Raw genomic sequence first — 14954 nt, forward strand, 5'->3', positions numbered from 1 at the left:
TTCACTGGATGAGATAACGGTAAAAACGCTTGAGGCGGTAAGGCAGCGTGGCGACGAAACGGGTCGCCAGGATCGGCGCCACCACGCGCCGGTGCAGATAACTGCTCAGTCCCTTGCAGAACAGCACGTACTGGCCGCCGGCATGCACCGTGCCCAGCCGCACCAGCAGCGCGATGCCGCCGAAGATGCCCAGGCGCTGGTTGCGGCTGGCGCGGAACGCGGCCCAGCGGCTGCTGTCGCCCGAAGACAGCGACACCGACTCGGACATGCCGTGCACGCTGCGGTCGGTAAAGCGCACGCCGACGATCAGGCTGGTCTTGTCGCGCGAGGAAAAACTGCTGCGCACTTCGATGGGGATCAGGCTCTCGTGGCCCATCGCCCGGTTGTAGATGCGCAGGTGGTTCATCTCCAGGTCGACTTCCTGTCCCAGCGCATTGTCGAACTGCAGCTGCGCGCCGCCGGCCGAGATGTCGATCACGCGGCACAGCAGGGGCGCATGCCAGACGGCCTCGGCGACGGCGGCCTTCGCCGCGCCTTGCAGGCGCAGCGTCGCGCCCTCCTCGATGGCCTCGGCCAGCACCTGCGGCGTGGAGGACGACGTGGTGATCTTCATGGCCTCGGCCGGCAGGTCCACCGGCACGCGCGGCGTGGCGCGCCGTTGCTTGCGTTCGTACAGCACGCCGATGCAGGCGTTGAGGATGATCAGGTTGAGCAGGTCCCAGCACAGCGCCGAGACGATCACGTCGCGGTGCTCATGCGCATGGAACAGCTTGACCAGCCCCACCACCATGGTCAGCACCACCGCCGCGTAGACGAAGTAGAACGGCCCCGCCAGCTGCGACACGGTGTCGTGCTCCAGGTGCTCGCCCTTGGGCGTGACGTTGAAGCTGGGCGCGCGCGGATTGCGGATCACCATGAAGATGGCCTGCAGCGAGAACAGCGACTGCAGCATCTCGTAGAGCTCGGAAATCAGCGTCCAGCGGTAGCGGCCGAACAGGTAGTCGGAGGTGAGGATCGCCCCCACCATCGCCGGCAGGCCGTAGGCGAAGAACTCCGGAATGCTGGCGTTGTAGAAGCGCAGGCCCAGCACCAGGTAGGCCATCGGCGCCAGCAGCAGCATCACGCGCGCATAGCTGAAGAACCAGTAGAAGGTGTTGGAGAAGTAGCACAGCTTCTGCGGGATGGTCATGCCCTTCATCATGAACACGTTGCGCAGCAACAGCAGCTGCACCATGCCCTGCGCCCAGCGCAGGCGCTGCACGATGAAGCTGGAGAAGGTCTCGGGCTGCAGACCGGAGATCAGCGGTTCGTTGAGGTAGGCGCTGCGGTAGCCCTTGGCGTGCAGCTTCATGGCCGTCTCGGCGTCCTCGGTGATGGAGACGCCGCCGATGCCGCCCACTTCGTCCAGGTGCGAGCGGCGGATCACCGCGGCCGATCCGCAGAAATAGGCGCCGTCCCAGAAATCCAGGCCGCGCTGGATCACGGCGTAGAACATCTCGTTCTCCGGCGGCATGCGGCCGAACATGTCGAGGTTCTTTTCCACCGGATCGGGGTTGATGAAGAAGTGCGGCGTCTGCACCAGGTAAAGCTTTTCGTCCTGCTGGAAAAAGCCCACGGTCTTTTCCAGGAAATCCACGGTCGGCACGTGGTCGGCGTCGAGGATCAGCACCAGGTCGCCCTGGCAGTGCGCCAGCGCTTCGTTGACGTTGCCGGCCTTGGCGTTGCGGTTGAATTCGCGGGTCAGGTAGTGGCCGCCGTGGCGCGCGGCCAGCTCCTGCAAGTCGACATGGCGCTGCTGCGCCTCGGCCGCCTTGGCCGGCGAGGCCTGGGTGCGCTTTTGCACGGTGCCGCCGTCGTCGAGCAGGTAGACGCGCAGATGGCTGGCCGGGTAACGCATGTCCAGCGCCGCGCGCAGCGTGACTTCGAGCAGCTCGGTCGGTTCGTTGTAGGTGGGGATCAGCACGTCCACCGTGGGCAGCTTGCCCGGCGTGGTGTCCAGCGGCAGCGGCTCGCGCTTCAACGGATAGACGTTGACGAAGAAGCTCAGCAGCGCGATCGAAATGCCGTACACCTCGGCGACATACAGCGCGACCATGAAGATGAAGTCGAACAGGTTGTCGTAGGCCAGCGTATTGAAGGTGCGCCACCACAGGTAGCGCAGCAGCAGGAAGCTCGACAGCAGCAGGAAAAACACGCGGAAGCGCCGCACATAACCCAGCGAGCGCATCAGCAGCATCAGGCCGACCGCAGCGCCGGCCATCACGAACTGCGCCGCCAGGTCGACCCGCACCGCGATGGCCGGCAGCAGCACCAGCGCCACCGCCGCCCACAGCGCCAGCACGCCCAGGCGCTCCGCCAGCCGCTTGCCGCCGCGGGCGGGCACGGTCAGTCTTTGATCGTCGTCAGCATCTTGCTTGGCCATGGTCGCCTGTTGTTCTTCGCTGTTCGGTGCGGCTTTGCCGCCGGGCGTCCGAGGCTAACACTCCCTCGACGGCCGTTTCGCATTGCAGCAGGAAAACTTTTGGTAAATTTTATTTAAGCTATTCAGTAAAAGGTGGAATTTCAAGCCACATCAATACGAATAGACACTCACAAAAAAATTGCGAAATAGACAAACTATTCCTCACCGCGATTTTGCAAGCCGGCCGGAAGCCTTCCTATCGGGATTTCCCTGATATCGCCCCGAGCGCTGTCCGCCCAAGCGAAGGAATCCCGTGACGAAAAATGGACGGTGGCATTGTCGCGCGGCAACCACACCGGCGCCATGACGAACCGACGGACGCAAAAAAACCGGACCCGCGTGAACGGGCCCGGCTTGCGGTTGCCGAGTTCTGGCGGCGGCGCCCGGCCGCTCAGCGCTGCAGCGCGGGCAGCTCCGGCGTGATGTCCACGGCCGGACGGCCCAGCGGCACGGCATAGGCCTGCGCCTCCTGCGCGGCCAGCTTGAACTGGCTGACCACCTCGGACAGACGCGCCGCCTGCTCCTGCATGGCCTCGGCGGCGGCCGCCGCCTGCTCCACCAGGGCGGCGTTCTGCTGGGTGGTCTGGTCCATCTCGGTGATGGCCAGGTTGACCTGGCTGATGCCGTCGCTCTGCTCGCGGCTGGCGGCGGTGATCTCGCCGACGATGTCGGCCACGTGGCGCACGCTGGCCACCACTTCACCCATGGTGCTGCCGGCGCGGCCCACCAGCTCGCTGCCGGAACCGACCTTGGCCACGGAGTCGTCGATCAGGCCCTTGATCTCCTTGGCGGCCGAGGCGCTGCGCTGGGCCAGCGAGCGCACTTCGGAGGCCACCACCGCGAAGCCGCGGCCCTGCTCGCCGGCGCGCGCCGCTTCCACGGCGGCGTTCAGCGCCAGGATGTTGGTCTGGAACGCGATGCCGTCGATCACGCTGATGATGTCGACGATCTTGCGCGAGGATTCGTTGATCGACCCCATGGTCTGCACCACTTGCGACACCACTTCACCGCCCTGCTGCGCCACCGACGAGGCCGAGGCCGCCAGCTGGTTGGCCTGGCGGGCGTTGTCGGCGTTCTGGTGCACGGTGGAGGTGAGTTCTTCCATGGCCGAGGCGGTTTCTTCCAGCGAGCCGGCCTGGCGCTCGGTGCGCGCGGACAGGTCGAGATTGCCGCCGGCGATCTCGCGCGAGGCCGTGGCGATGGCGTCGGTGCCACTGCGCACCTGGCCGACGATGCGCGCCAGGTTGTCGGTCATGGCCTGCAGCGCGTGCAGCAGCTTGCCGGTCTCGTCGCGGCGCGCGGCCAGGTCGGCGTCGATGCGGGTGGTCAGGTCGCCCGCGGCGACCGACTCGGCGGCGTTGACCGCGCGCTCCAGCGGGCGCGTGATGCCCAGCGCCAGGCGCCAGGCGAACAGGCAGCCGCTGGCCACCAGCAGCACCGCCAGCGCCAGCATCAGGTTGCGGCTCTGCTCATAGATGGACTGGATGTCGCCGGCGATGCCGTCGATGCCGGCGCGCTGCACGTTGAGCAGCTGCTGCAGCAGGTCGAGGTAGCCCTTGGCGGCCACGTCATAGGGGCCGGCCAGGATCTTGGCCGCCTCTTCGGTCTGGCCCTCGGCCTTGGCCTTGGAGATGGCGTCGCGGTACTTGATGTAGTCCTTGCGCACGGCCGCCAGCCTGGTGAAGACGTCCTTTTCCTTGTCCGAGCTCAGCAGCGCCTCGATGGCCTTCTGCTGCTCGGTCGACTGGCGCGTCGCGGTTGCCGCATCCTCGGCGAAGAAGGCCGCCAGGCTGGGATCCGAACTCTTGGCGATGGCCGTGGTGCGGCGCACGCTGGTATGGATGGTGCGGTACCAGTCCGACACCAGGCGCTCCTTGAGCAGGGGCTTTTCCATCATCGACTCGGTGGCCGCGGCGATTCCGTGCAGGCGCCAGATGGACAAGGCCACCACCACGCTGGCGGCGACGAGGATGAAGGCGAAGCCGAGCGCCAGGCGACGGCCAATCTTCATGTTGGCGAAGTAATTCATGGTTCCCCTCTGCGGAAAATCGATCGTTGTATTTGGGAAGGATGGCGGGCGGGCCGGTCTTGTTGTGGCGCCCCCGTTGTGGACCGGGGGCATTGTGCTTGCCGCCGCCTGCAAGGCCGGCAGCGGCCGTTCCCGCGCGGTGGTATTTTGGCCAAAAAGGCCGCCGGGCAGGTATTCGTATTTCTACCTAGCATGTCTGGCAACATCCGCGCATCCCCCTGCTGTCCGGGCTCGCCCAATAAAAAAGGATGCCGCGGCATCCTTTTTCCCTGTCACTTTGCGGCAACAAAATCCTCGATGGTCTGGCTGGCCGGGAAATACACCGTGAAGGTGCTGCCGTGGTCCGGCACCGACTGGATGTCCAACGTGGCGTGGTGGCGCAGCAGCACGTGGCGCACGATGGCCAGCCCCAGGCCCGTGCCCTGGGTCTCGCGCGAGCGGCTCTTGTCGACCCGATAGAAGCGCTCGGTCAGGCGCGAGATGTGTTCCGGGCTGATGCCGATGCCGGTGTCCTGCACCGAGAAATGCGCGCCCTTGTCGTCGCTGGCCCAGCGCAGCATGATGCTGCCGCCTTCGGGCGTATAGCGCACGGCGTTGGTGACCAGGTTGGTGAAGGCGCTGCGCAGCTCGTCGACGTTGCCCTTCAGGTCCGGACCGGACACTTCCAGCGTGACGCTCTGCTTGCCGGCCGACAGCGCGCGCGCCTCGCCGGCGATGCCTTCGAGCAGCGGCTGCACGCGCACCACTTCCGAACGCAGCGGATAGTCGATCGACTCCAGCCGGGTCAGCGTGAGCATGTCGTCGATCAGGTTCTGCATGCGCTGGCCCTGCTCGGTCATCAGGGTCAGGTGCGCGGTGCGGGTCTGCTCGTCCAGCTTGGGCTGGGCCAGCGCGATCTCGAGGAAGCCGTTGATCACCGTCAGCGGCGTGCGCAGCTCGTGCGAGGCGTTGGCCACGAAATCGCGGCGCATCATGTCGATGCGCTCGGACTCGGTGGCGTCGTGGGTGACCAGGATCTGGCGACGGTTTTCGAACGGAATGATCTGCACGATCAGCTTGCGCTCGTGCAGCGCCAGCGTCAGCGGCTGCTCGTAGCGGCCGAGGATGATGTAGTCGATGAAGGCCGGGTTGCGGATCAGGTTGGTCACGCGCATGCCCTTGTCGCGGTCCAGGCGCAAACCCAGGTGCTGCTGGGCGGCCGGGTTGCACCACTCGAGGAACAGCACGTCGTCCATGATCGCCACGCCGTCCGGCAGCAGGCTCATCGCCTGGCGGAAGCGCGCCAGCCATTCGGTCAGCTCGGCCTGGTTCTTCTCGTCGTCGCGACGCATGCGGTACAGCCGCGCGTAGACGTCGGTCCAGGCGCCCCAGCCGTCGGGCAGGCGCGACTGGCCGGAGTCGTCCAGCCAGCTGGAGAGCCGCAACAGGTAATGCAGGTGGGCGATCATCATCGCCCCGACACCCAGCACCGCCGTGACCAGGCCGGCGATGGGGCCGAAGAAGAAGCCTACGATTCCCGCTCCCGCCAGGCATAACACCAGGCGCAGGACGGCGGGAATCCAGAACAGCAGTTGTGGACTCATTGATCTCGCAAGAAAACGTGGAGGCGCGGAGGCACCGGGGCCCTATTGTCGCCCAATAATAGGCTTTTTTATTTGGTCGACAGCATGTAACCGACGCTGCGCACGGTCTTGATCAGGTATTCGGCATCCCGCAGCGCCTTGCGCAGGCGCAGCACGTGCACGTCCACCGTGCGTTCCTCGATCACCACATGGTCGCCCCAGACGCGGTCCAGCAGCTGGCTGCGGGAAAACACCCGGTCCGGATGGGCCAGAAAGAACTTCAGGAGCTTGTACTCGGCGTGGCCGATATCGATCTTGCCGCCCGACAAGGTGACCGAGCAGCTGGCCGGGTCGAGCGTGATGGGGCCGGCGGACATGATTTCCTGCGCATGTTCCGGGCTCTTGCGGCGCAGCAGCGCCTTGATGCGCGCGGTCAGCTCGCGCGGCGAGAACGGCTTGGTGATGTAGTCGTCGGCGCCGTTGTCGAGGCCGGCGATCTTGTCCTCTTCCATGCTCTTGGCGGTCAGCATGATCACCGACAGCTGCTGCAGCTGGCGGTCGGCGCGGATGCGCGAGAGCAGGTGCAGGCCGCTGCGGTCAGGCAGCATCCAGTCCAGCAGGACCAGTTGCGGCGCGCGATGCTGGACGAAATCCCAGGCGGCGGCGGCGTTGTTGACGACGAAACTGGACCAGCCGGCTTCCTTGAGCGTGAAAGCAATCAGCTCGGCAATCGACGGTTCGTCTTCGACGATCAGGATAGTGGTCATTTGATCAGATTCTTCTCAGGTTGCGGGTCTCCCTCCGCATATCGGCTTCGCGCGGGCCGGCAGCTCGTGGAGGCTGGCCGCCGGTCGTCTTCCGCGCGATTCTTCCGGATACCGCTCTTTCAGTCTTCGTCCTCGTCGATCACGCGGGCGGCGCCGAAGTCGGTGTGGCGGATGTCCTTGCCACCCACCACGTACACCACGTACTCGGCGATGTTCTTGGCATGGTCGCCGATGCGCTCGATGGCCTTGGCCACCCACAGGGTGTCGATGGAGCCGGAGATGGTGCGCGGGTCTTCCATCATGAAGGTGATCAGGCTGCGGGTGATCGAACGGAAGCCGTGGTCGATGCTGGCATCCTGCTTGATCAGTTCCAGCGCCTGCTTGTCGTCCAGGCGGGCGAAAGAATCCAGCGCGCTGCGCAGCAGCTCGCCGGCCTGCTCGGCGATCAGGCTCACGGTCTCGTAGTGCGAGATCAGGCCGATGCCGCGCTTGTGCAGGTGGATCGCGGTGCGCGCGATCTTGGTGGCTTCGTCGCCCACGCGTTCCAGGTCGGTGATGATCTTGATGGTCGCCATCACGGTGCGCAGGTCGTTGGCGGTCGGCTGGCGACGCACGATCAGGTGGCTGCAGGCGTCATCGAGTTCGACTTCCAGGCGGTTCACCGCCTCATCGTCCTTCATCACGCGCTTGGCCACTTCCAGGTTGCCGGTGCGGAAAGCCGCAATCGCATCCTGGAACTGATGTTCCACCATGCCGCCCATGGCGAGCACCTTGGAACGGATTTCTTCCAGATCTTGGTCGTACTGCTTGGAGGAGTGATCGCCGGTCATGTGACGTCCCTAATTAATTGAATTCTGTAAAAAGTAAGTGCCCTGACTACTCTGTGGAATCGTCGTATCGGCGTAGCGAGCGCTTCGAATTCGCGCCGAGAAGCGCAGCCGTACGGTTGTACGGCGAGCATCGCAGGCGCGAAGTCGGAGCGCGCAGTAGCCGAGACGACGCTTCAATCAACCAAAGCGGCCGGTGATGTAGTCTTGGGTTTCCTTGCGCACCGGATTCATGAAGATCTGGTCGGTCTCGCCGAACTCGACCAGCTCGCCCAGGTACATGTAGGCGGTGTAATCCGAGCAACGCGCGGCCTGCTGCATGTTGTGGGTCACGATGGCGATGGTGTAGTCGTTCTTCAGCTCGCCGATCAACTCTTCCACCTTGGCCGTCGAGATCGGGTCCAGCGCCGAGGTCGGCTCGTCCAGCAGCAGCACTTCGGGCTTGACCGCCACGCCGCGCGCGATGCACAGGCGCTGTTGCTGGCCGCCGGAGAGCGACAGGCCGCTCTTGTGCAGCTTGTCCTTGACTTCACCCCACAGCGCCGCCTTGTTCAGCGCCCATTCGACGCGCTCGTCCATCTCGCCCTTGGGCAGGTTCTCGTACAGGCGGATGCCGAAGGCGATGTTGTCGTAGACCGACATCGGGAACGGGGTCGGCTTCTGGAACACCATGCCGACCTTGGCGCGCAGCATGTTCAGATCCTGGCCCGGTTCGAGGATGTTGTTGCCGGCGTAGACGATCTTGCCCTCGGCGCGCTGGCCGGGGTACAGGTCGTACATGCGGTTGAAGGTGCGCAGCAGGGTCGACTTGCCGCAGCCCGAGGGGCCGATGAAGGCGGTCACCTTGCCTTCATAGATGTTCAGATTGATGTTCTTCAGGCCCTGGAATCCGCCGTAGTAAAAATTCAGCTGCGAGATTTCGATCGTGGCCTTCTTGCCCGCAGCGGCGTTGGCTGCGGATGCGGTCGATGCCGGGGTTGCCATTTGAGCAGTAGTCATGTCGGTCACTTGAAAAATTAGCCGGGGATTTGTTGCTTGAACAGGGTACGGGACAGCACGTTGAGCAGCAGCACGCTGAAGGTGATCAGCAGCGCACCGCCCCATGCCAGCGAGACCCAGTTGTCATACGGGCTCATGGCGAACTGGTTGATCACCACCGGCAGGTTGGCGATCGGACGGTTCATGTTGGTGCTGAAGAACTGGTTGTTCAGGGCAGTGAACAGCAGCGGCGCGGTCTCGCCGGAGATGCGGGCCACCGCCAGCAGCACGCCGGTCACCACGCCGGCCTTGACGGCGCGCAGGCGCACGATCATGGCTACTTTCCAGCGCGGCGCGCCCAGGGCGAAGGCGGCTTCGCGCAGGCCGTTGGGCACCAGCTTCAACATGTTGTCGGTCGTACGCACCACCACCGGAATGGCGATCAGCGAGATCGCGAAGGTGCCGGCCCAGCCGGAGAAGTGGCCGACGTTGGCCACGTAGATCGCGTAGATGAACAGGCCGATCACGATCGACGGCGCCGACAGCATGATGTCGGTGACGAAGCGGGTCACCTGGGCCAGCTTGCTCTCTTCGCCGTATTCGGCCAGGTAGACGCCGGCCAGGATGCCGATCGGGGTGCTGATCAGAGTGCTCAGGCCGACCATCATCAGGCTGCCGACGATGGGGTTGAGCAGGCCGCCGCCCTCACCGCCGGGACCCGGGGTGTTTTCGGTCAGCATGCCCAGGTTCAGCGCGGTCACGCCCTTGAACACCAGGGTCAGCAGGATCCAGGCCAGCACGAACAGGCCCAGGCCCATGGCCAGGAAGGAGAACAGCATGCCGACGCGGTGTTGCATCAGGCGACGGCGATACACCGGATTCATGGCCTGCGGCTTGTCGGCGCCGGCGACTGCGGTTTGTGTGGTTTGGCTCATTATTTGGCTCCTTCCTTGCGCGCCATGCCCATCAGCATGATCTTGGCGACGGACAGGACGATGAAGGTGATGACGAACAGGATCAGGCCCAGTGCGAACAGCGAGGAAACGTGCAGCTTGCTGGACGCCTCGGCGATTTCGTTGGCCAGGGTCGAGGCGATCGAGTTGCCGGCGGCGAACAGCGACCACGACAGGCGGTGCGAGTTGCCGATCACGAAGGTGACGGCCATGGTCTCGCCCAGCGCGCGACCGAGGCCCAGCATCACGCCGCCGACCACGCCGGTCTTGGTGTACGGCAGCACCACCTTGCGCACCACTTCCCAGCGGGTGCAGCCCAGGCCGTAGGCCGATTCCTTCAGCACCGCCGGCACCACTTCGAACACGTCGCGCATCACCGAGGAGATGAAGGGAATGATCATCACGGCCAGGATCAGGCCGGCGGTCAGGATGCCGATGCCCATGGTCGGGCCGGAGAACAGCACGCCGATGCCGGGGATCTGGCCCAGGGTGGCTTTCAGGAACGGCTGGCCGTATTCGGAGAACAGCGGCGCGAACACGAACAGGCCCCACATGCCGTAGATGATGGAGGGCACGCCCGCCAGCAGCTCGACACAGGTGCCCAGCGGACGGCGCAGCTTGGCCGGGCAGATTTCAGTCAGGAACAGCGCGATGCCGAAGCTGACCGGGAAGGCGATCAGGAGCGCGATGATCGAAGTCGACAGCGTGCCGACGATGGCGATCATGGCGCCGAATTGCTCATTGGTGGGATCCCACTCCACGCGCGTGATGAAGCCCGGGCCGAAAGCCTGGAAGGCCGGCGCCGCGTTGATGAAGAGGGAAACGATGATGCCGCCCAGCATCAGCAGCACGGACAGTGCGAAGATGAGCGTCACCTTGTGGAAGAAGAAGTCTTGCAGTCGCTGCCTGCGCATGACGGCCATCAGCTTCTGGTGCGCAGCCTGCGCACTTTCAGTATCTGTCGCGGATTTTTTTACTTCGGTGTTCGACATAGCCGTGGTGGAATAATTTGCGCTCATTTGAATTCACCATTAAAACGGGCCATCGCCGCGAATGCTCTGCTTCTCAGAGTTGCTCGTTTTCGCTGCGATGGCCCGTGTGCTTCGTATGGGGAAGCTTGCTTTCTGCTTTCCTGCATGGATGCCGGGTTACGGCATCCCTTCAGATCGGCTTGACAGTGCGATTACCAGATCGCCTTGCCGCTGCCGTCCTTCAGGTTGGCCTTCCAGGAGTCTTCCACCAGCTTGGTGACCGAAGTCGGCAGCGGGACGTAGTCCAGGTCGGCTGCGGACTTGCCGCCGTTCTTGTAAGCCCAGTCGAAGAACTTCAGGACTTCCTTGCCCTTGGCGCCGTCGCCAGCCTGCTCCTTGTGCAGCAGGATGAAGGTGGCGCTGGAGATAGGCCACGAAGCCTTGCCGGCAGCGTCGGTGAAGTCGACAGCGAAGCCCGGGGTCTTGGCCCAGTCGCCGGCGGCGGTAGCGGCCTTGAAGGATTCGTCGTCAGGCGACACGAAGTTGCCGTCCTTGTTCTTCAGTTGGGTGAAGTTCAGCTTGTTCTTCTTCACGTAGGCGTACTCGACGTAGCCGATCGCGCCCTTGACCTTCTGCACGTTGGCGGCGACGCCTTCGTTACCCTTGCCGCCCACGCCGGTCGGCCACTTCACTGCGGTGCCTGCGCCGATCTTGCTCTTGAAGTCAGCGTTGGCCTTGGACAGGTAGGAGGTGAACACGTAGGAGGTGCCCGAAGCGTCCGAACGGTAGACGACGGTGATGTCGTCGGCCGGCAGCTTCACGCCCGGGTTCAGGGCGGCGATTTCAGCGGCGTTCCACTTGGTGATCTTGCCGGCGTAGATGTCGCCCAGCACTTGGCCGGACAGCTTGATCTGGCCCGGGGTCACGCCGTCCAGGTTCACGACCGGAACCACGCCGCCGACCACTGCCGGGAACTGGGTCAGGCCGGCTTCGGACAGCTCTTGCTGGGTCAGCGGAGCGTCGGAAGCGCCGAAGTCGACGGTCTTGGCCTTGATTTGCTTGATGCCGCCGCCGGAACCGATCGATTGGTAGTTCAGGCTGTTGCCGGTCTTGGCCTTGTATTCTTCAGCCCACTTGGCGTACACGGGATACGGGAACGATGCGCCCGCGCCGGTGATTTCTGCTGCATGCACAGCACCGCCGAAGGCGAAAGCGCCTGCCACTGCGGCTGCGATTGCAACAGACTTAATCAGTTGGTTGAAACCCATTTCTGATACTCCTATGTTTTTGAACGGTTTGAGCGTCACTGAGACATCACGGTTGGTGGGATGCACTTCTCGGACAGGGCGAACTTTAACCAGCTAATGTGACGAGTTTATGACGGGGCATTGTCAGTTTGCTTCCGACGGACAATTGCTCATCCGCACCTGTCATATTTCCCGAATGGCAACTTTGCACAGCCTGCCGCGCTTTCGCCGCCGCTTGCGGCAGTCCCCGCCGGCTGCGGCTTGCGGCCTGGGCCGGGCACAAAAACGGGGGGTTTTATGACATTCAATTTCCCACAGGAAAGCATTGGCAAATAATTAAAAGATGGAAACGTTTCCATCGAAGAAATATGACAAAGGGGCTTTTGTTCTGTCATAAACTTGTCATACCTCCTCAATACACTCCGGGCAAATTCATATACTCCCCGGGATGACCTGGATGGACAGGAACCGTCAATGATCAGAAAAGCAAAACCGGAAAACAGCCCGCAACCTGAACTTCCAGCCAATACGATCTACCTCAATCGCGAGCTGTCGCAGCTGGCCTTCAACCGGCGCGTGCTGGCCCAGGCCGAAGACCGCAGCGTGCCGCTGCTGGAACGGTTGCGCTACCTGTGCATCTGCAGCAGCAATCTCGACGAGTTCTTCGAAGTGCGCATCGCCAGCCTGCTGGCCAACCGCATCGAAGGAGAGAACATCGATCCACCCGAGCTGCGCGCGGCGCTGGAGCGCACCGGGGTCGAATGCCACCGCATCGTGTCGCGCCAGTACCAGCTGCTCAATGAGGAAATCCTGCCGCAGCTGGCCGCCAACGGCATCCACCTGCTGCGCCACGAAGACCGCAACGAGGCCCAGCGCGCCTGGGTCAAGGGGTATTTCGAGCAGCACGTGCGCCCGCTGCTCACGCCCATCGGCCTGGATCCGGCCCACCCGTTCCCGCAGGTGGTCAACAAGAGCCTGAATTTCATCATCGAGCTGTCCGGCAAGGACGCCTTCGGCCGCGGCACCGGCATCGTCATCGTCAAGGCGCCGCGCGTGCTGCCGCGCGTGATCCAGCTGCCGGCGCACCTGTCGGCCAAGGGCACGACCTCGTTCTGCCTGCTCTCCTCGGTGATCCACGCCCACATCGCCGAACTGTTCGCGGGACGGGAAATCACCGCCTATTCGCAGTTCCGCGTGACGCGCAACAGCGACCTGTGGGTGGACGAAGAAGAAGTGAAGAACCTGCGCCAGGCGCTGGAAACCGAATTGCAGAGCCGCCAGTTCGGCGTGGCGGTGCGCCTGGAAGTGGCGGCCAACTGCCCCGAACACCTGGCGCAGTTCCTGCTGAACCAGTTCAACATCGAGCGCAACCGCCTGTATGCGGTGGAAGGCCCGGTGAACATGGTGCGCCTGTCCGAGATCGTCAACCTGGTGGCCCAGCCCGAGCTGCGCTTCCCGCCGTTCTCGCCCACCCTGCCGCACCAGCTGATCAGCGAAAACATCTTCAGCGTGCTCGACAAGAAGGACGTGCTGCTGCACCACCCCTTCCAGTCCTTCCAGCCGGTGGTCGACTTCATCCGCAGCGCCGCGCACGATCCGGGCGTGGTGGCGATCAAGCAGACCATCTACCGCACCGGCATGAACTCCGACCTGATGGAAGCGCTGATCTACGCGGCCCAGCACGGCAAGGAAGTGACCGTGATCGTGGAGCTGATGGCGCGCTTCGACGAAGAGGCCAACATCAACTGGGCGGTCAAGCTGGAACAGGCCGGCGCCCAGGTCGTATACGGCGTGGTCGGCCTGAAGACGCACGCCAAGCTGGCGCTGGTGATCCGCCGCGACGACGCCGGCCTGCGCTTCTACGCCCACCTCGGCACCGGCAACTACCATCCCAACACCACCAAGTTCTACACCGACTTCGGCCTCTTGACCTCCAACCAGGAGCTGACCGCCGAGGTCAACGAGGTGTTCATCCACCTGACCAGCCTGACCAAGCCGCGCAGCCTGACCCACCTGTGGCTGGCGCCGTTCTCGCTGCAGAAGGAGATCATCCGCGCCATCCGCAACGAGGCGCAGATCGCCCGCGAGGGACGGCCGGCCCGCATCATCGCCAAGATGAATGCGCTGCTGGACGAGTCGGTGATCCGGGCGCTCTACGCGGCCTCGGCCGACGGCGTGAAGATCGACCTGATCGTGCGCGGCGCCTGCGCGCTGCGCCCGGGCGTGGCCGGCCTGTCGGAAAACATCAAGGTGCGCTCCATCATCGGCCGCTATCTCGAGCACTCGCGCATCTATTACTTCCGCAACGACCTGGCGCACGACGTCTATCTGGCCAGCGCCGACTGGATGAACCGGAACCTCTTCCGCCGCATCGAGGTCGCATTCCCGGTGCTGGACAAGTCGATGAAGAAGCGCGTGATCACCGAGGGCCTCAATCCTTACCTGAAAGACAACACGCACTCCTGGCATCTCGATGCCAACGGCGTCTATACCTTGAAGAAGGCGCGCAGCAAGCAGCATGCTTTCAGCGCCCAGCAGCACCTGATGACCACTCTAGGCATTCCGGCCCTGCCGCCGGAAGAATGAGGATGCCGCCAGCAAGCATTTCATGAACAGGAGCCAGCGATGGATTTGATTTTGTGGCGGCACGCGGAAGCGGAACTGGGCGAACCCGACGAGGGGCGCGCCCTGACGCCAAAGGGACACAAGCAGGCGGGCAAGATGGCCGAATGGCTGGACCGCAACCTGCCCGAGAGCTGCCGCATCCTGGTCAGCCCCGCCACGCGCACGCTGCAGACGGTCGAGGCGCTGGGCCGCAAGTACAAGGTGCACCCCGAACTGGCGCCCGACAAGAGCGCGGAAGATTTGCTGCGCGCGGCCAACTGGCCCGACAGCCGCGAACCGGTGCTCATCGTCGGCCACCAGCCCACGCTGGGCCTGGTCGCCGCGCAGCTGATCGGCGGCCAGCCGCAGGAATGGTCGCTGCGCAAGGCCAACGTCTGGTGGATCGCCCAGCGCGAACGGGGCGACGTCACCACCAACTACCTCAAGGCGGTGATCGCCCCCGAGCTGCTGGCCAGCTCGGGCAAGCACCATCATCACCGCTGACGCAACGCCGGATTCGCCCATGAAAAACGCCGCCTCCCGGGCGGCGTTTTT

General features: G+C 64.0%; 11 protein-coding genes. 2 read left to right on the forward strand and 9 right to left on the reverse strand.

Annotation, left to right across the window (positions count from 1 at the left end; all coding sequences use genetic code 11):
- Nucleotide 1: 1 nt before the first annotated feature.
- The 9 genes from bcsA to pstS form a co-directional block, all read right to left on the reverse strand.
- Nucleotides 2-2422 (reverse strand): UDP-forming cellulose synthase catalytic subunit, encoded by a 2421-nt coding sequence (bcsA, locus tag CEJ42_RS20830; RefSeq protein ID WP_088752408.1) that lies wholly within the window; start codon nucleotides 2420-2422, stop codon nucleotides 2-4.
- 430 nt (nucleotides 2423-2852) lie between these two features.
- Nucleotides 2853-4490 (reverse strand): methyl-accepting chemotaxis protein, encoded by a 1638-nt coding sequence (locus tag CEJ42_RS20835; protein ID WP_088752409.1) that lies wholly within the window; start codon nucleotides 4488-4490, stop codon nucleotides 2853-2855.
- Nucleotides 4491-4762: 272 nt separating this feature from the next.
- Nucleotides 4763-6073 (reverse strand): phosphate regulon sensor histidine kinase PhoR, encoded by a 1311-nt coding sequence (gene phoR / locus CEJ42_RS20840; protein ID WP_079216007.1) that lies wholly within the window; start codon nucleotides 6071-6073, stop codon nucleotides 4763-4765.
- Nucleotides 6074-6141: 68 nt separating this feature from the next.
- Nucleotides 6142-6819 (reverse strand): response regulator, encoded by a 678-nt coding sequence (locus CEJ42_RS20845; protein ID WP_079216009.1) that lies wholly within the window; start codon nucleotides 6817-6819, stop codon nucleotides 6142-6144.
- A 119-nt stretch (nucleotides 6820-6938) separates the two neighbouring features.
- On the reverse strand, nucleotides 6939-7649 hold the full coding sequence (phoU, locus tag CEJ42_RS20850; protein WP_079216011.1) for a phosphate signaling complex protein PhoU: 711 nt from the start codon (nucleotides 7647-7649) through the stop codon (nucleotides 6939-6941).
- Between the two features lie 177 nt (nucleotides 7650-7826).
- On the reverse strand, nucleotides 7827-8630 hold the full coding sequence (pstB, locus tag CEJ42_RS20855) for a phosphate ABC transporter ATP-binding protein PstB (protein ID WP_079216013.1): 804 nt from the start codon (nucleotides 8628-8630) through the stop codon (nucleotides 7827-7829).
- Nucleotides 8631-8662: 32 nt separating this feature from the next.
- Nucleotides 8663-9559: a phosphate ABC transporter permease PstA gene (pstA, locus tag CEJ42_RS20860; RefSeq protein ID WP_079216015.1), complete on the reverse strand. Its 897-nt coding sequence runs from the start codon at nucleotides 9557-9559 to the stop codon at nucleotides 8663-8665.
- Nucleotides 9559-10569, reverse strand: coding sequence for a phosphate ABC transporter permease subunit PstC (gene pstC, locus CEJ42_RS20865; protein WP_088752410.1), 1011 nt, complete (start codon nucleotides 10567-10569; stop codon nucleotides 9559-9561). Before pstC ends, pstA begins: the two co-directional genes overlap by 1 nt.
- Before the next feature lie 191 nt (nucleotides 10570-10760).
- The gene (gene pstS / locus CEJ42_RS20870; protein WP_088752411.1) at nucleotides 10761-11816 is read right to left on the reverse strand and encodes a phosphate ABC transporter substrate-binding protein PstS; all 1056 of its coding nucleotides are present in this window, start codon (nucleotides 11814-11816) and stop codon (nucleotides 10761-10763) included.
- Between the two features lie 453 nt (nucleotides 11817-12269).
- On the opposite strand from pstS, the gene ppk1 reads away from it, so the two are divergent.
- Both ppk1 and CEJ42_RS20880 read left to right on the forward strand, forming a co-directional pair.
- Complete coding sequence (gene ppk1 / locus CEJ42_RS20875; protein ID WP_088752412.1) at nucleotides 12270-14381, forward strand: polyphosphate kinase 1; 2112 nt, start codon at nucleotides 12270-12272, stop codon at nucleotides 14379-14381.
- 39 nt (nucleotides 14382-14420) lie between these two features.
- Nucleotides 14421-14903, forward strand: coding sequence for a SixA phosphatase family protein (locus CEJ42_RS20880; protein WP_079216023.1), 483 nt, complete (start codon nucleotides 14421-14423; stop codon nucleotides 14901-14903).
- The last annotated feature ends 51 nt before the right edge of the window (nucleotides 14904-14954 follow it).

The sequence above is a fragment of the Herbaspirillum robiniae genome, assembly GCF_002213415.1.
Classification (GTDB): domain Bacteria; phylum Pseudomonadota; class Gammaproteobacteria; order Burkholderiales; family Burkholderiaceae_D; genus Herbaspirillum; species Herbaspirillum robiniae.